Origin of the sequence: Verrucosispora sp. WMMD1129 (genome assembly GCF_029581255.1) — a bacterium.
Lineage (GTDB): Bacteria > Actinomycetota > Actinomycetes > Mycobacteriales > Micromonosporaceae > Micromonospora > Micromonospora sediminimaris.
In genome coordinates this window covers 4,045,301-4,071,082 of the sequence record NZ_CP120741.1, presented here as the reverse complement: position 1 = coordinate 4,071,082, position 25,782 = coordinate 4,045,301, and the positions used below count along the sequence as shown (strand labels likewise).

The following is a 25,782-nucleotide window of genomic DNA, read 5'->3' as shown; positions in this document are numbered from 1 at the left end:
TTCGTTTGACAGACCCCTGACGAACAGTGACGGACGCCCGGCAGCAACCGTGGTCGGGCGTCCCGCCGCTCAGCTTGATCTTTAACCTGTGCGGCGTGGGCGGGGACTGCTCGAGGTCTTCGGTTTCTTCCTTGCGTTCGCGCTGATGTGCACGTCGTGTCGTTGAGCGGGTTGCTTGTTCGGTCGGCCTGGTGGTCGCCCTGGACCTGGTCGGGAGGGTTTCGGTGCGCTGGCCAGGCAGGCGGTCTTCGCGCGGAGGTGCCGGAACCCTCGTCGGACGCGGGCGGGTGAGAGGCGTTCGGGCGGTGTCGGTTTCTCCCAGGGGCGGCGCAGGTCACTGGTGAGGCCGCGTGCCAGGCGCAGCTGCGCGTAGACGGCCAGAATGAGCCAGGTCCACCGGTCGGCGGCTTGTGGGGTGCGGATCTTCGGGCAGGTCCAGCCAAGGGTCTGTTTGAGCAGCCGGAAGGTGTGCTCGATGTCGAAGCGGCGCAGGAACGCCTGCCAGAGCCGGTCAACGTCGGCGGGTGTGGCATCGGTCTCGGACCACCACAGCCACACCGGCTTCGGGATCGCGCCGCTAGGCAGGTGATTCACCTCCAGCCGGATCACGGTGCCTTCGATGAGTGGCAGGTCGCCGGTCTGGTCGATCCAGGCGTTGCGGTGCGTCAGCCGGGGATGTAGCCGGTCCCAGCTGCGGGCGGTGGCAGCGCCGTAGAGGCGAGTGTCGGTCACCGTGGTCACCTCGGGCGCGCCCCAGCTCGCGGGGTCACCGAAGATGAACTCGCTGCCGTGGCGGGGTGGTCGACCGTTCGTGCCCGGCCGTCGGGGCGGGGCCGCGTGGCGCAGCACTCGATCGGAGCGCATCCGGCCCAGCACCTGCACCGGCAGGTCGCGCAGCAGGTATGCCAATCGGGGCGTGTCGTAGCCGGCGTCGGCGACGACCAGGATGTGGGGATCACCGGTGCGCCACTGCCCAGCGGCGATGAGTCGCTGCACGAGGTGGCGGAGTTGCCCGGCGGTGACGGTGGCGGCATCATCGCCCGGCGCGAGCCGCTGAGCATCCAGCGGCGCGGTCCAGGAACTGCGACCGGGCTCCAACGCCGTGACGAACGAGTACGGCCAGCCAGGAATCATCACGTGCTGGTCCTTGCCGCGGCCGTAGGTGTGGCACAGGATCCGCTCCGCGGAGGTATGCGCGTCGGGCCGCAGCCAGCAGGTGATGTCGACCGCCAGGACAAGCCGGCCGTCGGCCGCGCGAGGCAGCGGAAGCGCCGCCAAGCTCCTGCGCAGCCGCTCGACATCCACCCGACCTCGGGCCAGCGCCGCGTACAGCGACCCATGGCCACGACGATGCTCGCCCACCAGCGACAGCTCCACCAGCGAATGCACCGGCCCGTCGCCGCACAACACCGCGTCGGCCAACTCGAACATCGCATCCGCCCGAGCGGTCAGACAGGCATGGAACTCCCGCCGAAACGCCGCCAGCTCCCCGAACGCACCAGCAGAACCAGCATCATGCACACTGACCACCAAGACAGCCCCTGGTATTGATCCTCTTCCCTCGACAAGAAGATGATCGACCAGGGGCTGTCACCATGATCAGCCGGGGTCACCGACCAGCCGCCAAAGGTTAAAGATCAAGCTCAGGGACCGTCGGGAAACCGCGCGCGGATTCCCGACGGTCTCAGGCGTGCTCGGTGTGCCGGTCGACAGCGCTGGGCCGAGGTGGAGCGGAGCGACCCGCCCCCGAGGCGAACCGCCCCGAATCGGCCGCCAGGTCGGGATGCTCGACACCGAGCGCCAACGCGACCGCCTCATCCAGCCCCAGTTCGGCACCCTCGCCGTACGCCTCGTCGAAGGCCGTGTCGCCCAACATCCGCCGCAGCGCCGCCTGCCGCTCCGTCCAGTACGCCTCGAAGATGCCCGGCGTCGACCGCAGACCCGCCCGGGTCGCCTGGGCGGCGCCGAAGAGCCGAGCCCCGGTCAGCGGCTGGCCACCGACCGCGCAACGCACCGCGACCGCGTTCAATGTGTCGCAGGCCCGCCCGTGGAAGCCGTGATTCATCCGCGACCGCAGCGCCACCAGCAGGTGCTCGTGCGCGGCCACCAGGTCACCCCGCGCCAGCGCGACCATGCCGAGCAGCATGTCCACCGAGCGGCGTCCCCGGTCGACCGGGCGGGACGCCTCCACCGGACGAGCCGCACCGAGCAGCTCCGCCGCCTCGCCCAGTGCGCCCCGCCGCCACAGCAACTCGGCCAGGCGGAAGACGGCGAACAACGCCTCCGACTCGACCCCCTGGTCCTGCGCCCAGTCGATGACCTCCCGGCAGACCCGCTCCGCCTCGGCGAACTGTCCCATGTCGACGAGCGGGGCGGCGCGGCCGGCGAGCACCCGGGCCAGCAGACCGGCGTCCCCGGCCTGGCGGGCCGCCGCCTCGGCCCGCTGCGAGTAGCGCAGCTCCTCGCCGAACTCGCCGTCGCCACCGGCGTGCAGCGAATGCATGTGGTAGGCCGCCGCCAGCTCGTCCTCCGGGATCACCTCGCCGGTCTCGGCCAGGCGGCCGTAGAGCCGGAACAGCCAGAGCCGGCCTTCCCGGGCCAGTCCGCGCTCACGCCACCACTGGTCCAGCCCGCCAGCCAGCCGCAGTCCGATCCGGGCACTGCCACCCGTGGCGCACCAGCGCAGCGCGGCACGCAGCTCACCGGCGAGTGGATCCAGCGCGTACAGCGACAGCGTCACCGGCTGCCCGTCCGGGCCGAGGTGTGCCCGCTCCAGGGCGTGCGCCGACCAGGCCACATGCCGGTCACGGGCCGCCTGTTCCTCGCCGGCTTCGGCGAGCCGGCGTGCCGCGTACGCCCGGATCGGGTCGAGCATCCGGTAGGTGCAGCCGGCCGCATGCGGCTCCGCCAGCACCATGGACTTGTCGACAAGCACCGACAACGGGTCGAGCGGGTCGTCGTCGAGCAGCCACTCCACCGTCGGCAGGTCGACCGGGCCGGCGAAGACGGCCAGCCAGCGCAGCAGTCGCGCAGCCCGTGGCCCGAGGGTCCGGTAGGACCAGGTCACCGTCGCCTGCATGGTCAGGTGCCGTTCGACAGCCGAGCGGGCCGCCGCTCGGGTCGCCGGGGCCGAGGGGTTGACGCCGGTGGCCGCCGCGGCCAGGTCGACCGTGTCCCGCTGGTTGCCGGTGTTGCCCCGATCGGCCGGTGCCGGCAGCGGATCCTCGCGGCCGGCGTCGAGCGTGCCGAGCACGTCGTCGAGACGCTCGGCGAGCTGACCGACCGAGAGCACCCGCAGCCGGGCCGCGGCCAGCTCGATGGCGAGCGGCAACCCGTCCAGGCGGCGCACCACCCGGCGGATGTCGGCCGACTCGGACGGGTCGGGCTGCCGTCCGCCTCGGGCCGCCGCCGTACGGTCCAGCAGCAGCGCCACCGCGTCGCTCTCGGTGCCGTCGGGTGCCGGGTCGACGGACAACGGCGGGATTCGCCACACCACCTCGCCCGGCAGCCCGAGCGGTTCCCGGGTCGTCGCCAGCACCCGCACGCCACCGCCACCAGCCAGCAACCGGGACACCGCCTCGGCACAGGACGCCGGCTGGGCGTCGCAGGTGTCGAGCACGATCAGCATCCGGCGGGCAGCGGCGTACTCCACAAGCGTGTCGACCATCGGGCGGCCCGGCTCCGGACGCAGCCCGAGCACGGCGGCGACCGCGAAGGCGACCAGCCCGGGATCGGTGACCGCGGCGATGTCGACGAACCAGACGCCGTCCGGGTACTCGTCCACTAGGTCGGTGGCGAACTCCACAGCCAGCCGCGTCTTCCCGCTGCCACCCGCGCCCAGCACGGTGACCAGCCGGTGTCGGGCCACGAGTCGCCTCAGCTCGGCGCGTTCGGTCTGCCGGCCGACGAACGTGGTGACCTGGATCGGCAGGTTGTGCGCCACCGCGTCGGCGGTGCGCGGTCGCGGAAACTGCCGTTCCAGGCCGGGTGCGACGAGCTGGAAGAGCCGTTCCCGGTCATCGAAGCCGCGTAGCCGGTGCAGCCCGAGGTCTAGTAGCGAGGCGCCGGCCGGCAGTGGACGGGCCCGCCGCGCCGTGGCACCGGAGCAGAGGATTTGCCCACCGTGCGCCGCCGCGGCGACGCGGGCCGCCCGGTGCACCTCGGGACTGGCGTACTCGCCGTCGCGTGGCTCCGCCCAACCGGTGTGCAGTCCCATCCGGACCCGGGGGGCCGCCTCGGGGGTCGGCCAGTCGTGTTCACCGAGCGCCCGCTGGGCGGTCAGACAGGCGGTCAACGCCGCTCCGGCGTCATCGAAGGCGAGAAAGAACGAGTCGCCCTCGGTCAGCAACTCCGCACCCTCGGTCGCCGCGATCGTGCGGCGGAGCAGCCGTCGATGCTCGGCCAGCACCGGCCGATAGCCCGACCCGAGCAGCTGTGCCAGCCGGGTGGAGCCCTCGATGTCGGTGAAAACGAAGGTCACCCAGCCGGTCGGGAGGTGGATCCGTGGCGGCATGCGTGGAACCTCCCCCCTGGTCTCGGCACCATACTTCCCGAGACCAGATCATCACGCATCGTGAGAACGGCCGGCCAAGACTCCGACCCAAGGTGCCATCGGACCCGGCATCCGGGCAAGGCCGGCATCACCCGTACCACCCATCCACGAAGATTGCCGGCGCGGTCAGCAGCCGCAGCCGCCACCACAGCAACCGCCGCGGCCGGCAGCGGACGCGGCACCGGAGCCGCCACCGCCGCGACCGGTGACCGCGACCGTGGAGAGCAGTTTCACCGTGTCGGCGTGCCCCTGCGGGCAGGGCGCCGGCTCACCGGCCTGCGCCATCGGACGGTTGACCTCGAAGGTGGCGCCGCAGGCGCGGCAACGGAACTCGTACCGGGGCATGCCATCAGCCTACGACCGGACCTGACGTCGGCGGGGACATGGGTGATACTCGACGGGTGGCAGACGGCGAAGAGCGCAGCACCCTTCGACCCCTCCGACCGGCCACGCCGCGCGCCGACTCCGGTGCCGGCCCGGACGGGCCGGCGACCAGGCTGCCCCGGCCCCGCCGACCCTGGCTGAGTTCCGGCAAGCCGGCCGACGACGCGGCATTGGACTCACCAACCACCGAGTCGGTTCCGGCAGCGGCCATCGATAGCGCCGCAGGCGCCTCGACCGGCGCTGCGGCTCCCGGATCGACGCCGAAGACCACTGTCGAGCAGTCCACTCCGGACTCCGGCGCACCGGCAGCCCGGCGTCGCCGGGTGCGCTTCGTGCACGCCGTACGTCTGCCGGGGCCGCGGGTCGCGGCCCGGGCGACCCGCGACTGGTCGCGCCGGCCGAGTGGCCGGCTGACCCTGCCCGGCGTGTTCCTGCTGGCCTTGATCGCTGCGACCGCCACGGCCGGCGCACTGCTCGTGCCGGCCACCCTCGGCGCCCCGCGTCCGGTGGCGGTCGACGCCACCGCCGAGGTGCCCGACGCGCTGCCCAGCGACCTGCCGCCGTCCGGCGCGGTGCCGCCGCCGGGGCAGTTCCCGCCACCCACCGCTACCCTTCCGCCGGGCGTGACCCCGCCGGGCGCCGCCGCGCCGGCCGGTGGACGCCCGTCCGACGCCCTGGCCGGCTGGGCCCGCGACACGGGCGCCAAGGTCGGCATCGACCCGATCGCCATGCAGGCGTACGGCTACGCCGAGCTGGTGCTTGCCGAGACCGATCGCGCCTGCGGCCTGAGCTGGACCACGTTGGCCGCGATCGGTCTGGTCGAGTCCCGCCACGGCCAGGCCAACAACGCCCAGCTCGGCGCGGACGGCCGGGCGGTCCCGGAGATCATCGGTCTGCCGCTGGACGGTCAGGGCAACCGGATGCGCATCGCCGACACCGACCGGGGCGAGTTGGACCGCGACACCACCTACGACCGGGCGATCGGGCCGATGCAGTTCATTCCGACCACCTGGGCGGAGATCGGCGCCGACGCGGACAACGACGGCCGCAAGGACCCGCACAACATCCACGACGCCGCGCTCGCCGCCGGCATGTACCTGTGCAAGGGCGGTCGGAACCTCACCATTCCGGGTGACTGGTGGAACGCGATTCTGTCGTACAACGACGTCCGAAGGTACGCCCAGGATGTCTTCGACGCCGCCAACCGGTACGGACAGGCCAGTCGCACGTGAAGTGATCGTCCGCATACATTGGAGAACTGGACACTTCCCCCCGGCTGCGGTTAACGGCAAGCTAGACGGGTGATGGTGCGCGAGTGGGACCCCAGGACCGCGTCGTCCGCCGAGATCGCGTCGCTGCTGGACACGCTGAACGCGGTCCTGGCGGCCGATCTCCCGCAGGATCCGCCGTGGCGGGAGAGTTCCCTGCGGGAGTACCTCGCCGAGGTGATGCCGGGCGAACGGCGGATCTCCTGGATCGCCGAGGAGGATCCGGCTGCTGACGGCAGCCCGGGGGCCATCCTCGGGCAGGTGCACGTGCTGCTGCTCGGCAACATCGGTGTGCTTGAGGTCCTGGTCCACCCGAGCGCACGGCGCAGCGGGTTGGGCCGTGATCTCGTCCTGCGCGCGGCCCGTCGCGTCTACCAGGAGGGCTTCGAGTCGATCGGGGTGGAGGTGGTCGGCGACACTCCTGCCGTCGCCTTCTACGAATCGCTCGGCTTCAGCCGGGAGTACGTCGAGACCCGAAGCGTCCTGGACCTCTCCAGCGTCGACTGGGCCGAGTTGGCGGAGATGTCGACCGGGCTGGGTGCGGGCTACCAGGTCCAGTTCCACCCCGGCGGCCCGCCGGACGAACTGATCGAGGCGTACGCGCGGGCCAAGGCCGAGATCCGGGACATCGAGGACGGCGAGCTACGGCCCAGTTCGTACGATCCGCAGCGGCTCCGGGACAGCCTCGACTGCCTGCACCGACGGGGCATGAAGCCGTACATCGTGCTCGCGCTGCACGAGCAGACCGGTGAGGTGGCCGGCCTGACCGAGGTGGTCGTGCCGGCTCAGCATCCGACCCGCGCCGACCAGTACGACACGATCGTGGTGCAGGATCACCAGGGCTACGGCATCGACCGCGCGATCAAGGCTCGGATGCTGTTGGAGCTGCGTTCGGCCGAGCCGCAGCTGACCGAGGTGCAGACCTGGAACGCGCAGGCCAACGAGGCCATGCTCAAGGTCAACGCCGAGTTGGGTTACCGCACCGACCGGGACTGGTGCGAATACAGCATCGACGTCGCCGAGCTGGTCCACCGGATCGACACCACGCGCTGACCGGGCGGCCCTCCGGCGGTCAGTCCCGGTACCAGGTCCGTGGGTCGGGCGGAGGCGGCACGTTCCGGTATCTGGCCACCCGCACCTCCCACTGACTGCGGCGTCGCCGCGCCTCCCGATCGGCCCGGGAACGGTGGTAGGTCTCCGGCGGTCGGGCCAGCCCGTAGATGTCCGCCCACCATTCACCCGGTTCCGGATCGAGAATGGTGTTCAGGTGAGCCGGGTAGCGGCGATCGGCTCCGTCCCGGGTGTCGTCCCAGACCTCCATCGGCAGCACGACCCGCCCCTCCTGGTCGACGGCCACGAGGTATAGCCCGGCCGCAGCCAGCAGCCGCTCCAGCACCGCCAGGCTCGGTGTCAGGCTGCCCGCCTCGACCCGCGCGACGGTCGACGGGGCGACCTTGGCGAACCGGGCCATCCGCAACTGGCTGAGCCCGACGATCCGACGGGCACGTCGCACCAGACCGGCGATGGGAAAGGGACCGACGGTGGGGCCGAGGTCCGGCGGCTCGAAGACGGTGGACATGCCCCGACCTTGCCGCTGCACGAACCAGGGCAGCAACCCCTGTGGAAAAACCTGTGGATATCAAGCCCCGCGGCATCCACTGACCCCGCACCAGGCAGACGACCGCCACCGTGAGCGACGATCACCTTGAGTGACCGAAAGGGCTCCTCCCTCCGACCTTCCTACTAGCACCTCCACGCCCTTTGCTCTGCTTCAACCCACGCAACCCTCTCTGACCAGCAGCTGAGCGAGGCCGAGTCCTCAACGCGCCATCCGCCGACGACTACCCTCCGCAAGCTGTGCGTGGGTTGAAGCAGAGCAAAGGATGGGCAGGGACAACTGTGGGGGTGGAGGAGAAACACTCAGAGTGACAGCTGTGGCCGAGACGCTGGTCGACCAGTGCTGACGGGTGCCGGCGTGAACAGGCCGCCGCCCAGCCGCCCAGCCGCCCAGCCGTCAGCATTGCGGCGTGCGGGGAGAGGCGAGCAGGGGTGTCGAGCAGGGTCAGTAGCGCTGGCGGAGCAGTTGGGCAGCCTCGACGGCCCAGTAGGTGAGGATGATCTGGGCACCGGCGCGGCGGATCGAGGTGAGGGTCTCCAACATCACCCGCTCCCGGTCGACCCAGCCGTTCGCGGCAGCCGCCTCGACCATCGCGTACTCGCCGGAGACCTGGTAGGCCGCCACGGGCACGTCCACGGCGGCGCGGACCGCCGACACCACGTCGAGGTACGGCAGCCCCGGCTTGACCATCACCATGTCGGCGCCCTCGGCGACGTCCAGCGCGACCTCGCGCAGCGACTCGCGCAGGTTGGCCGGATCCTGCTGGTAGGCCCGTCGGTCCCCCTCCAGCGCCGACTCCACCGCGTCACGGAAGGGGCCGAAGAAGGCCGAGGCGTACTTCACGGCGTACGCGAGCACGGCCACGTCGGTGTGACCGGCCGCGTCGAGTGCCCGGCGTACCACCCCGACCTGGCCGTCCATCATCCCGGACGGCCCGACCACCCCGACCCCGGCGGCGGCCTGGGCCACCGCCATCTCGGCGTACGCGCCGAGAGTGGCGTCGTTGTCCACCTCACCGGCCGGGGTGAGCAGCCCGCAGTGCCCGTGCGAGGTGAACTCGTCCAGGCAGAGGTCGCTCATCACCACCGTGGCGTCGCCCACCTCGGCGACCACGTCACGGATGGCGACGTTGAGGATGCCGTCCGGGTCGATGCCGCCGGAGCCGCGTTCGTCGCGTGACGCCGGCACGCCGAACAGCATGATCCCGCCGACGCCGGCCTGCACCGCCTCCACCGCCGCCTTGCGCAGCGAGTCGCGCGAGTGCTGGAGCACACCCGGCAGCGAGGCGATGGCGCGCGGCTCGGTCAGCCCCTCCTTGACGAACATCGGCACGACCAGCTCGGCCGGGTCGACGCGGGTCTCGGAGACCAGCCGACGCATCGCCGCGGTGCGGCGCAGCCGGCGGGGCCGGATCTCTGGGTACGACACGAACCCTCCCTGACGACCAGCCGGAGCCGAGACGGCTACCGGAACCTCAGCGCGGTCGGCCCCTGGACCTTCGAACCACGGCGCTGCTTCGCCGGCATCGCGGCGAGCTTCTCCCGCAGCTCGACGGCGTAGCCGGCGAGCGCCTCCACCAGATCGGGCACCGAGGCGTGCGGGGGCTGGACGTCGACCCGCAGGCCGAACTCCGTCGCGGTCTCCGCCGTCTTGGGCCCGATGACAGCAACAACGGTACGCGTGTGCGGCTTGCCGGCGATGCCGACCAAATTCCGCACCGTGGAGGACGAGGTGAACAGCACCGCGTCGAACCCACCCGACTTGATCGCGTCCCGGATCTCGGCGGGCGGCGGAGCGGCCCGGACCGTCCGGTACGCGGTCACGTCGTCGACCTCCCAGCCGCGCTCGGTGAGCCCGGCGGCGAGCGTCTCGGTGGCGATGTCGGCACGCGGTAGCAGCACCCGGCCGACCGGATCGAGCACCTCGTCGTGCGGCGAGAACTCGGCCAGCAGCCCCTCGGAGGACTGCTCACCGGAGGGGATCAGCTCCGGCTGGATACCGAAGGCGCGGACGGCGTCGGCGGTGGCGTCGCCGATGCAGGCGATCTTGACGCCGCCGAAGTGCCGGGCGTCCAGCCCGTGCTCGGCGAACTTCTCCCAGACCGCCCGTACCGCGTTGACCGACGTGAAGATCACCCAGGCGTACCTGCCGTCGACCAGGCCCTTGACCGCCCGCTCCATCTGGGCGGGGGTACGCGGCGGCTCGACCGCGATGGTCGGCACCTCACAGGGAATCGCCCCGTACGCACGCAGCCGGGCGCTCATCGCGCCGGCCTGCTCCTTGGTGCGGGGCACCAGCACCTTCCACCCGTACAGCGGGCGGTTCTCCCACCAGCTGAGCTTGTCCCGCTGGCCCACGCCGTCACCGACGGTCAGCACGACCCGGCCGGTGAAGCCGAGTGCCGCCGCGACGAAGGAGTCCACGGTCGACGTGGTGGTGTACTGCGTCTCCCCGGTGCCGTCCCCGGTCACCCCGACGTCGGTGCCGCCGTCCACGCCGGCGGCGAGCAGCCCGTCCCGGATCGCGGCCAGATCGCCGGCGTCGACCGCCAGCGCCAGCGAACCGCGCTGCACGGCCGCGGCCAGCGCGTCGAAGTCCAGGGCACTGACGTCCTCGACGTCGGCGGCGGTGCGTACGCCCGGCAGCGGCACGCCCGCGTAGGTGGCCACTCCCTCGGCCTGGCCGACGCCGGGAACCACCTCGAAGTGCGCGGCGGTACGTGCCACCGCCTGCACCTCCTTGACCACCGAGTCGTGGCCGAACGGGTCGCCGGCCACCAGGTGCACCGCGTTCTGCCCGGAACGGGCCGCCGAGATCAGGATCTTGGCCACGTCGCCCGGCGCGCCCTCGGCCGGGGTGAACTGGGCATCGGAGCTGGCCTCGGCCCGGACGACGTCGAGCAGCGACTCGGGGACTCCCCGGTCGTACACCACCTGGTCGGCGTCGACCAGGGCGTCGTGCGCCCGGCGGGTCAGCAGGCCCGGGTCGCCGGGTCCTGCCCCGACGAACGCGATGCGGCCTACGGGCTTACGGGTGCGGGTCATTCTGTGCTCCCAAATTGCTGGGTCCCCGGGCCGTCGTGTCCTTGCGGGCCGAGGATCGAGTCGGCGCCGAGGTCGAGGAGTTCGGCGGCGAGTGCCTTACCGATCTCCGCCGCGTCGGCGGGCGTACCGGTGCGGGACAGCCGGACCTCGTGGGTACCGTCCGGGCTGATCACCGCTCCGCGCAGGTAGATCTCATCGCCGTTCTCGCCTTCGGCGAGTTCGGCGTAGGCGGCGACCGGAGCGGAGCATCCGGCCTCCAGGGTGGCCAGCATCGCCCGTTCCGCGGTGACCGCGGCACGGGACGGCGCATGGTCGAGCAGGGCGAGCAGTTCGACCAGATCCGGGTCGTCGACCCGACATTCGACCGCCAGGGCACCCTGCGCGGGTGCCGGCAGCATCAGCATCGGGTCGAGCGTCTCGGTGATGACGTCGCTCCGGTCGATGCGGGCCAGGCCCGCTCGGGCCAGGACGACGGCGTCGAGGTCGGCGTCCGGGCCCAGCACCCGGGCAAGCCGGGTGTCGATGTTGCCCCGGATCGGGGTGACCGACAGGGGCATGCCCAACGCGTGCAGCTGGGCGATCCGGCGCAGCGCACCGGTGCCGACAACCGCGCCGGGTGGAAGTTCGGCGAGAGTCCTGCCGTCGCGGGCGATCAGCGCGTCGCGCGGATCCTGTCGTGGCGGCACCGCAGCGATGTGCAGCCCCGCCGCGGTCGCGGTGGGCAGGTCCTTGTACGAGTGCACCGCGAAGTCGATCGTCCCGGCGACCAGTGCGTCACGCAGCGCGGAGACGAAGACGCCGACCCCGAGCCGGTGCACCGGCGCGCTGGACCGGTCACCGGCGGTGACCACCTCGACCAGCTCGACGGGGCGTCCGGTACGGGCCGTCAGCGCCTCGGCGACGTGGCCCGACTGGGCCATCGCCAGCTTGCTGCCCCGGGTACCGAGGCGCAGCGGGGCCTCGTTCATCGCTCGCCTCCGGTCGGTGGGGTGATGTCGGGCACGGTGTCCACCGGCGAGGTCTGCGGAACCTCGAGATCGAACAGTTCCCGCAGCAGGGCGGTGTACTGGTCACCGCCGGGTTCGGCGGCGAGCTGACGGACCCGGACGGTCGGCTGGTGCAGCAGCCGCTGGACCACTCGGTGCACGGTACGCGCCACCTCGGCGCGCTGGTCGTCGCTGAGGTCGGGACGGCGTTGCGCGAGCCGGCGCAGTTCGGCGGTGACCACGTCGTCGGCCCGTCCGCGCAGGGCCGCGACGGTCGGGGCGACGTCGGCGCCGCGCAGCCAACTGAGGAAGGACTCGACCTCGCCGGCCACGATCCGCTCGACGGCGGCGGCGTCCGCGGCGACCGGACCGTCGGCGAGCAGTGCCGCCATCCGGTCGATGTCGATCACCTCGACGCCGGGCAGCTCGGCGACGCCGGGGCCGACGTCTCGCGGTACCGCGAGGTCGAGCAGGACCAGCGGGCCACGCCCGGGGTCGCGGTCGGCCGCCGCGGCGGCGACCACCTCGCGGGTGAGGACCGGCTCGGTGGAGGCGGTGGCGGCCACCACGATGTCCACAGTGGAGAGCGTCTCGGCCAGCTCGGCCATCGGTCGCGCACCGGCACCGTACGACTCGGCCAGCCGGACGGCGCGGTCGGTGCTGCGGTTCGCCACGGTCAGCGGCCCGGCACCGAGCCGGGACAGTGTCGCCACGCCCAGCGAGCCCATCGCCCCGGCTCCGACGATCAGCGCGGGTCGGCCGGTGAGGTCGTCGTCGAGGTGTCCGGCGGCGAGCCCCAGCGCGGCGGTGACCACACTCTGGCCGGCGCGGTCGATGCCGGTCTCCGAGTGAGCCCGCTTGCCGACCCGCAGGGCCTGCTGCATCAGCTCGTGCAGCAGCCGCCCGGCGGTGTCGGCCGCACTTGCCCAGTGGTACGCGTCCCGGAGCTGCCCGAGAATCTGCGCCTCGCCGATCACCATCGAGTCCAGCCCGGCGGCGACCCGGAAGACGTGATCCACCGCGGCCGAGTCGAAGTGCACGTAGAGGTGGTTGGCCAGCGCGGCCGGCTGGCAGCCCGCCTGCTCGGCGAGGATGGCACAGATGTCGCCGAGGCCGCCGTGGAAGCCGGACACCGCCGCGTAGACCTCCACCCGGTTGCAGGTGGAGACGAGGACGGCCTCGCTCACGTACGGCTGCGCGACCAGGCGCCCCAGGGTGCGGTCGAGCCCGCTGGGTGACACCGCGAGTCGTTCCAGGGTGGCGACCGGTGCGGTGCGGTACGACGCGCCCACGACGAGGAGTTTCACGTGCCGATCGCCTCCTGGCTCTCGGTGACCGCGAGACCACCCGGCAGGGCGGTGAGGGCGGACCCACCGGCGGCGGGAAGCGCGGTCAGGGATGCCTTGCGGTGCTCGTGGAACGACAGGATCTGCAACTCGATGGCCAGGTCGACCTTGCGCACGTCGACCCCCTCGGGGACCGAGAGTACGCACGGGGCGAAATTCAGGATGCTCGTCACGCCGACCGCGACCAACTGATCCGCCACCCGTTGCGCGGCGGTTGCCGGGGTGGCGATGACACCGATCGCGATGGATTCCTCGGCGGCGACCCGGGGCAGTTCGTCGATGTGCTGCACGACCAGGCCGTTGATCTCCTCGCCGACCCGCTCCTGATCGGCGTCGAAGAGGGCGGCGATCCGGAACCCGCGGCTGGCGAAGCCGTCGTAGCCGGCCAGGGCGTGACCGAGGTTACCCACCCCTACCAGGGCGACGGCCCGACGCTGGGTGAGCCCGAGCACGTACTCGATCTGGTCGATCAGCAGCCCGACGTCGTAGCCGACGCCCCGGGTGCCGTACGAGCCGAGCTGGGAGAGGTCCTTGCGGAGCTTGGCCGAGTTGACGCCGGCGGCGTTGGCCAATCCTTCACTGGAAACCGTCTCGTGACCGGTTTCGGCGAGGTTGTGCAGGGCACGAAGATATTCGGGGAGCCGGGCCACCGTCGCCTCCGGCAGATCCGGGAGCGCCGGTACGGCACCTGCGCGACCGGGCGCGCCAGGGTGACGGTGCTGACTCATGAGACTCCGTGCGGTGCGATCCTCGACCAACTCCACCGGCCGGCCGTTTCGGGACTCCCGCTGGCGACCGATGTTGCCGGCTGTGCTAGCAGGGCGCGTCGGAATTACAGAGTAGGCGCTTGTGAAGACGTGCACAAATCGCGATCTTGCTGGCACGGCCCGCGCCCCCACCGGCCCCTCCATCCCACAAGATCGATCACCACCTCGCCATAGGCACCCGCGCGATTATCGCTCAATCCCGACTTCTCTGACCAATCACACGCAGCCCCTGGCTCCCATTCCAATTGGCCGATGATGAGGTTATCGCCCCGACACGCCGATTTGGCGGGCCACAAACTTCATGATCAGCGCGGTTTGGCGGTGGGATCGGTGGCGAGGGTCACGGCCTCGGTGAGCGTGTCGGCGACGGGATGGCCGGAGGCGAGCAGTCGGGCGCGGTCAGTGAACCCGCCGGTGTAGAGGACGGCGCGGCCACCGACGGAGCGGGCCGCGTCGGCGTCGTCGAGCGAGTCGCCGATCAGCACCACCGACCGGCCGTCGACGCCCAACGCGTCCAGATGCCGTGCCAGTGACTCTGCCTTGCGGTCGCCGCCCACCTGCGCCCGCAGCCCGTCGACCCGGGCGAACCGGCCGGTCAGACCGTACGTCTCGACGGTGGGTACCAACTCGTCGTGGAACCACATCGACAACAAAGACTGGCTGCCCGACCAGGCCGCCATCGCCTCCACGGCGTCGTGCGCCAGCTCACAGGTGGTCAGACCCACCCGGTACGCGTCGTGGAAGATCTTGTCCAGCCGGCCGAAGGCGTCGTCGTCCACCGCGCGACCGAGCACCTCCGCGTAGTAGTCGGCGATCGGCCGGCGGAACCGGACCCGGTGCTCGTCGGGGGTGACGCTCGGCCCGCCCTCGCTGGCGAACACCGCATTGGTGCAGGCCACCACGAGGCTGAGATCGTTGAGCAGGGTGCCGTTCCAGTCCCACACCAGATGGGGGCTCGCAGGGGTCATCGCCGCACCCTATCCGGCCGCGGGAGGGCGCGAGGGGCTCAGAGCTGCGGGGTGGTCAGGTCGCGCAGCAGCCGTTCCTCCTCGACCCGCCAGTAGCCGTGCTCCCGGCCGTCGAGGAGCACCACCGGCAGCCGGTCGCCGTACTCACGTTCCAGCTCCACGTCACCGCTGACGTCCCGTTCGGTCCACCGGTCGCCGGTGACCGCGACCACCCGGTCGAGCGCCGCCTTGGCGTCCTCGCAGAGGTGACAGCCGGGGCGGGTGATCAGCGTCAGGCGGGGTTCACGCATCGGTCTCCTCCGTCGTACCGAGCAGGGTCTTGCGTACCTTCCCGATCACCGAGCGCGGCAGCACATCGACGAACTCGACCTCGGTCGGGCACTTGAATCTGGCCAGATTACGCGTGCAGTGGGCGATCAGCTCGGTACCGGCCACCGTGGCCCGCGGCATCGGCACCACGTACGCCCGGACAGTCTCTCCGGTCCTCGGGTGCGGCACGCCCACTACGGCGGACTCCGCCACCGCCGGATGCGCCGACAACACCAGTTCCACCTCGTGCGGGTACACGTTGAAGCCGTTGACCAGGATCAGCTCACCGACCCGGTCGACCAGGTAGAGATCGCCATCGGCATCGGCGTACGCGACGTCGCCGGTCGCCCACCAACCGTCGGCATCCGGTCCGCCCGCGCCGTCCGGCCAGTATCCCGAGAACAGATTCGCGCCGCGGACCACGAGTTGACCCGGATCGGTGCCCGTAGCCGGATCGGTGAGATCCATCTCGTCCGGGTCGTCGTCGGGCGCGGCGATCCCGTCGCGCCACAACTCCGTACCGTCCGCCCCGACCAGCCGCACCTGCACGCCGGGCAAGGGACGGCCGATCGATCCGGGCCGGGGTTCGCCGCCGACCAGGGTCGAGGTGAGCACCGGCGCGGTCTCGGTCAGGCCGTACCCGACGTGCACCGGACGGCCGGCGGCCTCGGTGAAGCGGGCCGCGTCGGCCGGCTCCAGCGGCGCCGCGCCGCAGACCACGATCCGCACCGCGGTCATCGCCGCGGCGAGGCTTTCGGCGTCCGCCCGGGACCAGGTCTGCACCATCGACGGTACGCCCACCAGCACGCTCACCTGGTGCCGGGCGATCTCGGTGAGCGCCGCGTCGGTGCCCGGATCGTCGACGAGCACCCCGGTCGCACCGTGGTGGATCACCGCGCCCAGCCCGGCATTCAGCCCGTAGGCGTGAAAGAGCGGCAGGGCCAGCAGCACCCTGTCGTCGGGGCCGACGACCGGCGGCTCGATCCGGTCGACCTGCTCGTGGTTGGCCGCCAACGCCCCGTGCGAGAGCATGGCGCCCTTCGGCCACCCCGAGGTGCCCGAGGTGTAGAGCAGCACCGCCAGGTCGTCGGCGCCCCGGACCGGAAACCTCCGGTCGCCTCCGGCGGTCGGCGCGCTGGTGTGTACCGCCACCAACGCGGGCAGATCCAGCTCCCCGACCAGAGCCCGGATCCGCTCGGTAGCGATCAGCACCGATGCTCCCGAGTCCGCCAGGACGTGTTGCAGCTCGCGGGCGGTCAGGCCGGGGTTCACGGGTACCGCTGTCATGCCGGCCCGCAACGCACCGAGCAGGCTGATCACGAAATCCGGCACGTTGGGCAGCGCCACGGCGACTCGCGCGCCGGGCCCGGTCGCATCGGCCCCCGGCAGCGCGTCGGCAAGCGCCCGGGCCGTACCACTCACCGCCTCGTCCAGTTCGGACCAGGTGATCGTCCGATCCTGCCAGTGCAGTGCGGGCTTGCCGGCGTACAGCTCCGCCGCCCGGCGGAGACGGTCGGCGAGGTTGGGACCGGAAACCGAGTCAGGATCCTGCACGGTGGCTGAGTCTGGCACAGCCGGATCCGCACGGCCACGCCCGCGAACCACCGGCCGCACCCGGAGGAACGCGTCAGCCGTCCCGCAGGGCCCGGTGAGTCCCGTGCACGGAACCGGACCACGTCACCGACGGTGCGGCACGGCCGCGACGACAACGCACCGCAGGTGTCCCGCTCCGGTTCCGGCACCAGCCTCCACCGGCCCGGGACGCCGACCGTCGATCCGCCCCCTCACCAGCACGAACAGCGGCTCCACTGGGGATCAGCCGAACCGCCGGTTGTCAACCACACCCGACGGACAACCGGTCCGCCAGGTCGGCGACACGTCGGGAAATACTTCGGCCCTGTGTAACGGACTTGCCACGCGCGGGTGACGTTGGCCCTATCATCACTCGGGTCGGCTCACCCCATTTGCCGTGAGTCGACACCCCTCAGCCCGAGGAGGCCCCCGTGCCGTTGAGCGCATTGGACCAGCACCTCAAGGGGATCTGCCGCCCGTCGGCACACCCCGGAGCCAACCTGCCCGACGGGGCGACGACCGGGCGACCGGCCGTCGCCAGCCCGCCGGCCACCGGCGGAACGGAGGCGGCGCGATGACCACCTTCGGCTTCGCCGAACGTCCGGTCGGCCTGACCGGTCCGGCCGCCCGCACTCCGATCAACGAGCGCGGCGGCGCCCACAGTGCCCCGGACGCGTCGGCCAACCTCGCAGTCCGGGGCGACGGTACCGCGCGTCGGGTGGGCAGCCGGCCACATCAGAACGAGCCGCCGCATCGACCACCCGTGCCCGGGGGAAACGCCAAACCCGCTGGCGGCCGGGTCGCCTCCCCGAACCGGCCGACGATGCCGGCCCAGGCCCGGCGCAGCGGGGATGCACCGGTCACCGAGGTGTCCACCACCGAGACGGCGATCCTTCCGGCGGTACCCGAGACCACCGGCACCTCGACCGGGTTCCCGAGCCGTCCGGATCCCTCCGATCCGGCGACCGAGGTCTGGGCTCTCGTCGAACGCGCCCAGGCCGGTGAGGCCGAGGCGTTCGGGCTGATCTACGACCGCTACGTGGACACCGTTTTTCGGTTCGTCTACTTCCGGGTCGGCAATCGACAACTCGCCGAGGATCTCACCTCGGACACCTTCCTACGCGCACTCAAGCGGATCGGCAGCTTCACCTGGCAGGGCCGCGACCTCGGCGCCTGGCTGGTCACCATCGCGCGCAACCTGGTCGCCGACCACTTCAAGTCCGGCCGGTACCGGCTGGAGGTGACCACCGGCGATGTCCTCGACGCCGACCGGGAGGATCGCGGTCCCGAGGGCAGCCCGGAGGCGGCGGTGGTGGAGCACATCACAAACGTCGCCCTGTTGAGTGCGGTGAAACGCCTCAACCCCGAGCAGCAGGAGTGCATCGTGCTCCGCTTTCTCCAGGGCTTCTCGGTTGCCGAGACCGCCCGGGCGATGGGCAAGAACGAGGGCGCGATCAAGGCGTTGCAGTACCGGGCGGTGCGGGCCCTGGCCCGGCTGCTCCCGGACGGATTCCAGCCGTGACCTCCCCGGCACCGCGACGAGGGTCGTCCGGCCCGGCCGAATCCCGAGCATTCTCGACCTGACAGCGATCACTTTGCGTAATTTCGGCACCGGCCGGGCCGTAACCCGCCCCCGGCACGGCGCGTTTCTCCGGGTGCGACCGGTGACAGGTCGGGAACCCACGGGGTCCTCGGATGATCTGCGACGGAGCCGACGACGGCCCTCCGCCGTGATGTCACGGGATCATCGGTCGCTGGCGGTGAACACGGCCGACCGGCCGTGACCAGCGAGAGGAGGTGCCACGGTGGACAACGCCCTCTTCTCCCGTCGGCGCGCCGAGCGCTTCGCGCAGCTTCTCGACGAAGCAAACGGCGGCCGACGTCATCACGTGCGATCCAGGGACGACGACCGGCTCGCGCCGCTCGTGACGCTCGGTCGTCACCTCGGCGTCAACCCGCCGGCGGCCGAGGTCGACCCGGAATTCCGCACCGGCCTGCGGGCCATGTTGCTGGCCACCGCTGCTCGCGAGGGCATCGGGACGCCTGCCGCGGCCCGGCCGGCCGAGAAGGCAGCTTCCAGTCGTGGGTCGCTACTGCCCGCGGTGACTGCCCGCCGGGCCCGCGCCCGCGGTGCGATCCTGATCGGCATCGCCGCCGGTGCGGTGGCCGTTTCCGGCATCTCGGCGGCCAGCGAGAACGCGGTGCCCGGTGACGCGCTGTACGGCATGAAGCGAGGCACCGAACGGGCGCAACTCGCGCTCACCAGTTCCGAGATCAGCCGGGGTCAGCTCTTCCTCGACTTCGCCCGCACCCGACTGGCCGAGGCGGCCACGTTGCGGAGCAACCCGAGCGGCTACAGCGCCGTGTTGGACGACATGGACGCGGACACCCGGCAGGGCGTACGCCTGCTCACCGGAGCGGCCGCCCAGCGTTCGGACCCTGCGGCGCTGGCCGCGGTCGACGCCTTTCTCACCGACCAGCGACGTTCGCTCAACGCGTTGGAAGGCCGGGGCTCCCGGATCGACCGGGCGCGCACCAGCGAATCGCTGGCGCTGCTCGAGTCCGTCGCCGAGCGGGCCGACGCCATGCGCGCCGCCATCGCCTGTGGTCAGGAGCTCACCGTCACCAGCGACACACTCGGCCCGATCCCCGCCGTCTGCTCCTGACCGGGCGGGCACCGCGAGCCTGCCGGGAAGTCGGCACGGCGTCGGGCAGCCGGTCACTGTCGCGGTCGGTCAGGGACCGAACGGGTCGGGTCGACGCTTCAGCAACTGGTGCAGGGTCTGCTGGATGGTCTCCCGTACCTGGTCGGCAAGGTTGAACACGACAAGCGGGTCGTCCGCCGAATCCATCAGGTGCTCAGTCGGGATCGGCGGGCAGAACTCGATCAGCCACTTACTCGGCAACGGCACCATGCCCAGCGGCCCGAGCCAGGGGAAGGTGGGTGTCACGGGAAAGTACGGAAGCTTGAGCAGCCGGGCCAGTGGCTTGATGTCGGCGAGCATCGGGTAGATCTCCTCGCCGCCGACGATCGCCGCCGGAATGATCGGGGTGCCGGTGCGCAGCGCCGCCGAGACAAAACCACCCCGCCCGAAGCGTTGCAGTTTGTACCGTTCCGCGTACAACTTGCCGATGCCCTTGAAACCCTCCGGGAAGACACCCACCAGTTCGCCGTGGCGCATGAGCCGCTCGGCGTCCGGGTTGCACGCCATCGTGCCGCCGGTCTTACGGGCGATCTCGGAGACCACCGGCATCCGGAAGACCAGATCCGCACCGAGCAGCCGCAGGTAGCGGTGCTCGGGATGCTCGTGGTGCAGCGCGGTGGAGAGCATCAACGCGTCCAGGGCCACGGTGCCGGAGTGGTTGCCGACGATGAGTCCCGCCCCATCCGCCGGCACGTTCTCCAGGCCGGTGACCTCGGTGCGGAACCAGTCACGGTAGAGCCGGCGCAGCAGCGGATGGAAGACCGCCGAGGTCAGGTCACGGTCGAAGCCGAACTCGTCCACCTCGTAGTCGCCGGCCAGCCGTCGCCGCAGGAAGGCCAGTCCGGTGGCGACCCGGCGGTCCCAGACGTCGCCGCCCGCCTGGTCCGGTACGCCCGGGCGGTGCCCGTTGCGCCGCGCCGGGTCCGCATCGGGGCTCACCGGCGCCGGCACCACGTACCGGTCGTCGAGGCCCCCTCGTCATGCCGTTCCTCGGGCTCGGTCACGACCGCTCCCGGACGGCGGCGCGCACCTGCCGGATGTTGTTCAGCACCAACTGTTCGGCGGCGGCCAACTGGTCCCGGGTCACCACGGCACGCCCGTGGTGCGCCCGGATGAAATCGTCGAAGGCGGCGGCGGTCGAGCGGGGTGTGAAGGCGAACTCCCGTTCCAGCCGGGAGATGTCCACCACCCGGCCGTGCACGAAGAGGTCGACCTGGTCGAGACCGTAACGGCCGAACCCCATCACCCGGGCGAGCGCGACAGCGCCGGACAGGCCCGGCTCCAGCACCGGCACGGCGACCCGCCCGGCTCGGCGGATCGCCTGCGACAACGCGAGCACCCCCGGCCCCGCGACGTTGAAGGTGCCGGAATGATCCTCGACCACTGACCGGTGCAGCACCTCCAGCGCGTCCTCGAAGTGCAGGAACTGCAGTCGGGCGTCCCGGCCGAAGATGGTGGGCACCACCGGTTGCGCGAAGTAGCGGGTGAGCGTGGTGTCCGCCGTCGAGCCGATGAACGGCGCGAAGCGCAGCACGGTGGCGGTGACGTCACCGCGTCGACGACGGAAGCCTCGGACGTACCCCTCGATGTCGAGGATGTCGCGACCGAAGCCGCCCCGCGGCACCTCGCGCGGCTCGGTCTCCTCGGTGAAGACGGCCGGATCACGGAACGAGGCACCGTAGGCCGCAGTGGAGGAGCGGATCACGATCTTGCGCAACCGTGGTGCGCGCTGGCATGCGGCGAGCAGTTGCATGGTGCCGATGACGTTCTGCTCTTTCATCGCCGCCCGGCCACCGTGCTGCGGATCCGGGGAGCTGACCAGGGCCAGATGCACCACGGTGTCCACGTCGAGGTCGGCGAGGAGGCCACCGACCGAGCCGGCGTCGACCCGGATCCGCTCCACCCGGTCGAGCAGGACGTCGATGTCGGGCCCCGGCTCCGGCAGGTCGATGCCGATGACCCGGTCGATCCGCGGGTCGTCGGCGAGCCGGGCGGCGACGTGCGCGCCGAGATAGCGGCTGACCCCGGTCACGACGACGACCCCCGGAGGGCTCTGGGAGCCACCGGGGGTCATGTCTGGCACCTACCCCGGCAGGTGGGACCGAGCCGGGGCAGCCACGGCCTGATCACCTGAGCCTCCGAGGGTCGACAGTTGGCGAGGGACGAATGCCGGGACCAGGCCCGGCATCGGTCACTTGCCGAGACGGCGACGCTGGACGCGGGTCTTGCGCAGCAGCTTGCGGTGCTTCTTCTTAGCCATGCGCTTGCGGCGCTTCTTGACCACCGAGCCCATACGACAGCCTTTCGATGCAACGTGCGGCGCGACCGGGAGGACACCACGAACCCGTGGCGTCAGCGACCGCTTGCGGACAGGGATCGGACCGGCGGGAAGGGCGGCGGAGCGCACCAGCGGTCACGATCGGAGTCCAGCGTAGCGGGACTGCGTCAGCAGGACCAACGCGCCCCCGCTCGATGCCCCTTCCGCCGGGCCACCTGACCCGGCCGCACCAGGGGTCAGGCGGTCTCCTGGAAGGCGCCGCGCAGGTACTCGTGCACCGCGTGCTCCGGCACCCGGAACGACCTGCCCACCCGTACGGCGGTCAGCTCACCGCTGTGCACCAGGCGGTAGACCGTCATCTTCGACACCCGCATGACCGTCGCCACCTCCGCGACAGTCAGGAACTTGACCTCCGACAGCCGACCGTCGGACTGCGACCCGGCCATGGCTCACCCGACCCATCCCATGCCCGGCGCGTGCCGCCACACGGGTCCTCCCGCGCGGCCGGCGACGCGCGTGTTACCAGTACGGTAGCGGGACGGCTGTGACCGGCGCGATCCCTTCCTGCAACTGATCATGGATCGGGGTCGGCCTGGTGACGAAAAACCCCTGGTCGGGTGCCGTACCCGGGATTTCGGCAACGATCAACCTCGGCCGCGGGTATCGGGGATGTCACTCGGTGCGCAGGGCCACCACCGGGTCGAGCCGACCGGCCCGCTGCGCGGGTACCACCCCGAAGACGATGCCGACAGCTGCCGAGACGCCGAACGCCAGCGCCAGCGACCACCAGGTCACCGCCGCCGGTATGGGTGAGACGGCGGCCACCAGCAGTGCGCCGCCCACCCCGAGGGCCATCCCGGTGAGTCCACCGACGGAGGTCAGCAGCACCGCCTCCAGCAGGAACTGAACGCCGATGTCCCGGGGACGGGCGCCAACCGCCTTGCGCAGCCCGATCTCCCGGGTCCGTTCCCGGACCGAGACCAGCATGATGTTGGAAACGCCGACCCCGCCGACCAGCAGCGAGATGCCCGCGATGGCGGCCAGTACGCCGGTCAGGATGCCGAGGATGTCGCCCAGCACACCGAGGATCTGCTCCTGAGTGACGGCACTGAACTCGGTGCCGGGGTGCCGACCGTTCAGCTCGGCCACGATCCGCTCGCCCAGTTCGTCGATTCGTTCCCGGTCCGGTGCCTTCACCGCGATGGCGTCGACCCGCTGGGTGCCGTAGAGCCGTTGCGCCGCCGTCACCGGTACGTGCACCTCGTCGTCCCGGTCGACGCCGAGGCTCTGCCCGAGCGGGACGAAGACGCCGATCACCCGGAAGCGGACGCCGGCCACGTTGATCTGCTGGCCGACCGCCTCCCGATCCGGGAAGAGGGACCGGGCCACCGAGTCGCCGAGCACCGCGACCCGCCGGCCGGTGTCCACGTCGGATCGGGTCAGGTACCGCCCGCGGGCCAGTTCCCGGGCGAAAACGGTGGGGGTCGTCTCCAACACCCCCTGGACGGTGGTGAAGTCCTCCCGGTTGCCGGCCCGCACGGTCGCACCCGAGGCGACCGTCACGGCCACCCGGTTCGGATCACCGACCACCCGGCCGACCGCGTCCACGTCCTGAAGGGTGAGCGGGGAGAGCGCCGGCGCACTGCCCACGTCCAGCCGCCCCGGCACGACCAGCAGCAGGTTGGAGCCGAGGCCCTCCACCTGCTGTTCCACCCGCTGCTTGGTGCCGGTCCCGATGGCCACCAGCAGCACCACGGAGGCCACCCCGATGACCACCCCGAGCATGGTGAGGGCGCTGCGCATCCGGTTCGCACGCAGCGCGTCCCACGCCACCCGCCACGCCTCGGCCAGCCTCACGCGCCGCCCCCGCCGTCCGTCGCGCTGTCGGTGACGACCACGCCGTCCCGCATCGCGACCCGTCGCCGGGCCCGGGCCGCCACCTCCGCGTCGTGGGTGACCATCACCAGCGCCACCCCGGACTCGACGTTGAGCCGTTCCAGCAGTTCCAGCACGGCGGCGCCGGTGGTGCTGTCCAGGTTGCCGGTCGGCTCGTCGGCCAGCAGCACCGTCGGGTCCGTGACCAGCGCCCGCGCGATGGCGACCCGCTGCTGCTCACCGCCGGAGAGCTGGTTCGGCCGGTGGTGCAACCGGTGCCCCAGGCCGACCCGTCCCAGCATCGCGGCGGCGCGCTCACGCCGCTGGCGCGCGCCCACCCCCCGGTACACCAGCGGCAACGCCACGTTGTCCACCGCCGAGGTACGCGGCAGCAGGTGGAACGCCTGGAACACGAAGCCGATGGTCTCGTTGCGCAGCCGGGCCAGTTCCGGGGCGGAGAGCGTGCCCACCTCCCGGCCACCGATCACCAGCCGGCCGCCGCTGGGCCGGTCCAGGCCGCCGAGCAGGTGCATCAGCGTGGACTTCCCGGACCCGGAGGGCCCGGTCAGCGCCACGTAGTCCCCAGCCGCGACGGTCAGCGACACCCCCCGCAGGGCGGGCACGGAGACCCCGTCCAACTCGTACGTCCGGGACACGTCGAAAGCCTCGATCGCCGGTGCCCGGCTCACCCGATCTCCTGGCCCTCGCGGACCTGGTCGGTACCCCGGACGACGATCCGGTCGCCGGCCTGCACCCCGTCGACGATCTGCACCAGGTCCTGGCCCTGCACGCCGACGGTGACCACCGCCCGGTCGGCACGGCCGTCGCGGACCAGCCACACGGTGTCCCGGCCGTCGACCGAGAAGAGTGCCGACGCGGGCACGGTCACCGCGTCCGCCTCCTCCCGGACCCGCAGCCGCAGCACCGCGTTCATCCCGGGCCGCGGCGCGGGCGCCGGCTCGGCCTCGCCGTAGCGGCCGGCGCCGAGGGCGAGTCGCACCCGGTAGCTCACCCCGCCCCGCGCCGACGTGGTGGGTAGCACGTCGATCGAGCGGACCGTCGCCTCGTAGGTGGCACCGGTGACGGCGTCCAGTTCGACGGTCCCGGTGAGCCCGGGCCGGACCAGCAGCACGTCCGTCTCGTCGACCTCGGCGAGCAGGCCCAGGTCGCGGGTGTCCACCACGGTCAGCACCGGGGTGCCGGCGCTGACCCGACCACCCACCGGGATCGCGGTGTCCACCCCGGGCGGCGGGCCGGCCGGCGCGCCGAGGGCCCCCGGGTCGAGCCCCGCCGGCACCCCGCCCGACTCCAGCAGCCCGGCGAGCGCCCCCGCCGAGCCACCGCCGGTGCTGACTCCGCCAGGTTGCACGACCCCGGCGATCGGCGCGCGCAGGGTCAACGCGTCGACGGTCGCCTTGGCCAGGTCGTACGCCTGCTGGGCCTGAAGTCGTTGGGCGGTGGCGAGCGCGCCGACGGCGGAGTTCAGGTTCCGGACGCCGCGTTGCACCTCCCGTACCGCCTGGTCGGCGGCCCGGGCCGCCGAGTCGTACCGTCGCTGTGCCGCCTCGACCTGGGTGAGCAACGCCTTCCGGAGTTTTGGATCGCTGATCTTCGCCGCCGCGGCACGGGCGGCGGCGTGCGTCTCGTCGGCGGCGCGGTCGGTGACACGCAGCGAACCGGCGAGGTTGCCGCCGCCACCGCCGGCACCGGCGCGCTTCGCGGCGGCCAGGGCGCTGCGCGCCTGGCGCAGCCGTTCCCGGGCCGACGGTGAGCTGATCACGGCGAGCACCTGGCCCCGCTTGACCCGCTGGCCCGGCTGCACCCGGAGGCGGGCCAACGTGCCGTCGGCCGGGGCGGTCAGGGTGGCCGCCGCCCGCGCGACGACAGTGGCGGGGGCGTCGATCTCCTCCGCCACGGCGGCCCGTGCCGCGGCGGCGAGCGTGATCGACGGTTCGTCGCCACCGCAGGAGGCGGCGGTGGTGAGGGTCAGGACGGTGACGGCGAGCAGGACGGTGAGCAGGCGGAGCCGCGGGGCTGGCAGCCGCGGCGAGTCGGGGCGGCGCACGCGACACATGCTACGAGCCCCTGTCGATGTCGACCCTGCCAGGGC

Annotated in this window: 24 protein-coding genes; 5 read left to right on the top strand and 19 right to left on the bottom strand. The window is 71.9% G+C overall.

Going from position 1 to position 25,782, the window contains the following annotated elements; translation table 11 throughout:
* Window positions 1-81: 81 nt before the first annotated feature.
* From O7624_RS18915 to O7624_RS18905, 3 genes are all read right to left on the bottom strand, one after another.
* Complete coding sequence (locus tag O7624_RS18915) at window positions 82-1,530, bottom strand: NF041680 family putative transposase (RefSeq protein ID WP_282236745.1); 1,449 nt, start codon at window positions 1,528-1,530, stop codon at window positions 82-84.
* A 154-nt stretch (window positions 1,531-1,684) separates the two neighbouring features.
* Complete coding sequence (locus tag O7624_RS18910; RefSeq protein WP_282236744.1) at window positions 1,685-4,513, bottom strand: adenylate/guanylate cyclase domain-containing protein; 2,829 nt, start codon at window positions 4,511-4,513, stop codon at window positions 1,685-1,687.
* A 165-nt stretch (window positions 4,514-4,678) separates the two neighbouring features.
* Window positions 4,679-4,897 carry a zinc ribbon domain-containing protein gene (locus O7624_RS18905; protein WP_282236743.1) on the bottom strand — a complete coding sequence of 73 codons (219 nt, stop codon included), beginning with the start codon at window positions 4,895-4,897 and terminating at the stop codon, window positions 4,679-4,681.
* A gap of 56 nt (window positions 4,898-4,953) precedes the next feature.
* Here O7624_RS18905 and O7624_RS18900 point away from each other — a divergent pair, with 56 nt between their 5' ends.
* Window positions 4,954-6,168, top strand: coding sequence for a lytic transglycosylase domain-containing protein (locus O7624_RS18900; protein ID WP_282236742.1), 1,215 nt, complete (start codon window positions 4,954-4,956; stop codon window positions 6,166-6,168).
* Between the two features lie 72 nt (window positions 6,169-6,240).
* Complete coding sequence (locus O7624_RS18895) at window positions 6,241-7,257, top strand: GNAT family N-acetyltransferase (RefSeq protein WP_093403488.1); 1,017 nt, start codon at window positions 6,241-6,243, stop codon at window positions 7,255-7,257.
* Between the two features lie 19 nt (window positions 7,258-7,276).
* On the opposite strand, the gene O7624_RS18890 is transcribed toward O7624_RS18895, so the two are convergent.
* The 9 genes from O7624_RS18890 to O7624_RS18850 all read right to left on the bottom strand — a co-directional run bounded on the left by O7624_RS18890 (window position 7,277) and on the right by O7624_RS18850 (window position 16,796).
* Window positions 7,277-7,783: a helix-turn-helix transcriptional regulator gene (locus O7624_RS18890; protein WP_282236741.1), complete on the bottom strand. Its 507-nt coding sequence runs from the start codon at window positions 7,781-7,783 to the stop codon at window positions 7,277-7,279.
* Between the two features lie 483 nt (window positions 7,784-8,266).
* Window positions 8,267-9,250, bottom strand: coding sequence for a porphobilinogen synthase (gene hemB, locus O7624_RS18885; protein WP_282236740.1), 984 nt, complete (start codon window positions 9,248-9,250; stop codon window positions 8,267-8,269).
* A 35-nt stretch (window positions 9,251-9,285) separates the two neighbouring features.
* Window positions 9,286-10,866, bottom strand: coding sequence for a uroporphyrinogen-III synthase (locus O7624_RS18880; RefSeq protein ID WP_093403485.1), 1,581 nt, complete (start codon window positions 10,864-10,866; stop codon window positions 9,286-9,288).
* Window positions 10,863-11,834 carry a hydroxymethylbilane synthase gene (gene hemC / locus O7624_RS18875; protein ID WP_093403484.1) on the bottom strand — a complete coding sequence of 324 codons (972 nt, stop codon included), beginning with the start codon at window positions 11,832-11,834 and terminating at the stop codon, window positions 10,863-10,865. Before hemC ends, O7624_RS18880 begins: the two co-directional genes overlap by 4 nt.
* A complete protein-coding gene (locus tag O7624_RS18870; protein WP_093403482.1) occupies window positions 11,831-13,159 on the bottom strand; it encodes a glutamyl-tRNA reductase in 1,329 nt (442 codons plus the stop codon). The genes hemC and O7624_RS18870 overlap by 4 nt, the downstream gene beginning before the upstream one ends.
* Entirely contained in the window at window positions 13,156-13,926 is a 771-nt protein-coding gene (locus O7624_RS18865; RefSeq protein WP_093403720.1) for a redox-sensing transcriptional repressor Rex, read from the bottom strand. Before O7624_RS18865 ends, O7624_RS18870 begins: the two co-directional genes overlap by 4 nt.
* 344 nt (window positions 13,927-14,270) lie before the next feature.
* A complete protein-coding gene (locus O7624_RS18860; RefSeq protein ID WP_282236739.1) occupies window positions 14,271-14,933 on the bottom strand; it encodes an HAD hydrolase-like protein in 663 nt (220 codons plus the stop codon).
* A 38-nt stretch (window positions 14,934-14,971) separates the two neighbouring features.
* A complete protein-coding gene (locus O7624_RS18855; protein ID WP_093403479.1) occupies window positions 14,972-15,223 on the bottom strand; it encodes a glutaredoxin family protein in 252 nt (83 codons plus the stop codon).
* On the bottom strand, window positions 15,216-16,796 hold the full coding sequence (locus O7624_RS18850; RefSeq protein WP_282236738.1) for an AMP-binding protein: 1,581 nt from the start codon (window positions 16,794-16,796) through the stop codon (window positions 15,216-15,218). Before O7624_RS18850 ends, O7624_RS18855 begins: the two co-directional genes overlap by 8 nt.
* Window positions 16,797-17,245: 449 nt before the next feature.
* Here O7624_RS18850 and O7624_RS18845 point away from each other — a divergent pair, with 449 nt between their 5' ends.
* The 3 genes from O7624_RS18845 (at window position 17,246) to O7624_RS18835 (ending at window position 19,480) form a co-directional block, all read left to right on the top strand.
* Window positions 17,246-17,392, top strand: coding sequence for a hypothetical protein (locus O7624_RS18845; RefSeq protein WP_282236737.1), 147 nt, complete (start codon window positions 17,246-17,248; stop codon window positions 17,390-17,392).
* Complete coding sequence (locus O7624_RS18840; RefSeq protein ID WP_093403478.1) at window positions 17,389-18,336, top strand: ECF subfamily RNA polymerase sigma factor, BldN family; 948 nt, start codon at window positions 17,389-17,391, stop codon at window positions 18,334-18,336. The genes O7624_RS18845 and O7624_RS18840 overlap by 4 nt, the downstream gene beginning before the upstream one ends.
* A 283-nt stretch (window positions 18,337-18,619) precedes the next feature.
* Complete coding sequence (locus O7624_RS18835; protein WP_282236736.1) at window positions 18,620-19,480, top strand: DUF5667 domain-containing protein; 861 nt, start codon at window positions 18,620-18,622, stop codon at window positions 19,478-19,480.
* Between the two features lie 69 nt (window positions 19,481-19,549).
* Here O7624_RS18835 and O7624_RS18830 read toward each other — a convergent pair whose 3' ends face one another.
* From O7624_RS18830 to O7624_RS18800, 7 genes are all read right to left on the bottom strand, one after another.
* On the bottom strand, window positions 19,550-20,359 hold the full coding sequence (locus tag O7624_RS18830) for a lysophospholipid acyltransferase family protein (protein ID WP_282240681.1): 810 nt from the start codon (window positions 20,357-20,359) through the stop codon (window positions 19,550-19,552).
* A gap of 160 nt (window positions 20,360-20,519) precedes the next feature.
* Window positions 20,520-21,593: an NAD-dependent epimerase/dehydratase family protein gene (locus O7624_RS18825; protein WP_210937827.1), complete on the bottom strand. Its 1,074-nt coding sequence runs from the start codon at window positions 21,591-21,593 to the stop codon at window positions 20,520-20,522.
* Window positions 21,594-21,710: 117 nt separating this feature from the next.
* Window positions 21,711-21,812 (bottom strand): AURKAIP1/COX24 domain-containing protein, encoded by a 102-nt coding sequence (locus O7624_RS18820; protein WP_007465623.1) that lies wholly within the window; start codon window positions 21,810-21,812, stop codon window positions 21,711-21,713.
* A gap of 221 nt (window positions 21,813-22,033) precedes the next feature.
* On the bottom strand, window positions 22,034-22,243 hold the full coding sequence (locus O7624_RS18815) for a helix-turn-helix domain-containing protein (protein WP_007465625.1): 210 nt from the start codon (window positions 22,241-22,243) through the stop codon (window positions 22,034-22,036).
* A 226-nt stretch (window positions 22,244-22,469) separates the two neighbouring features.
* Window positions 22,470-23,654, bottom strand: coding sequence for an ABC transporter permease (locus tag O7624_RS18810; protein WP_093403473.1), 1,185 nt, complete (start codon window positions 23,652-23,654; stop codon window positions 22,470-22,472).
* Window positions 23,651-24,361, bottom strand: coding sequence for an ABC transporter ATP-binding protein (locus O7624_RS18805; protein WP_093403472.1), 711 nt, complete (start codon window positions 24,359-24,361; stop codon window positions 23,651-23,653). The genes O7624_RS18810 and O7624_RS18805 overlap by 4 nt, the downstream gene beginning before the upstream one ends.
* A complete protein-coding gene (locus tag O7624_RS18800; RefSeq protein WP_282236735.1) occupies window positions 24,358-25,746 on the bottom strand; it encodes an HlyD family efflux transporter periplasmic adaptor subunit in 1,389 nt (462 codons plus the stop codon). Before O7624_RS18800 ends, O7624_RS18805 begins: the two co-directional genes overlap by 4 nt.
* Window positions 25,747-25,782: the final 36 nt, after the last annotated feature.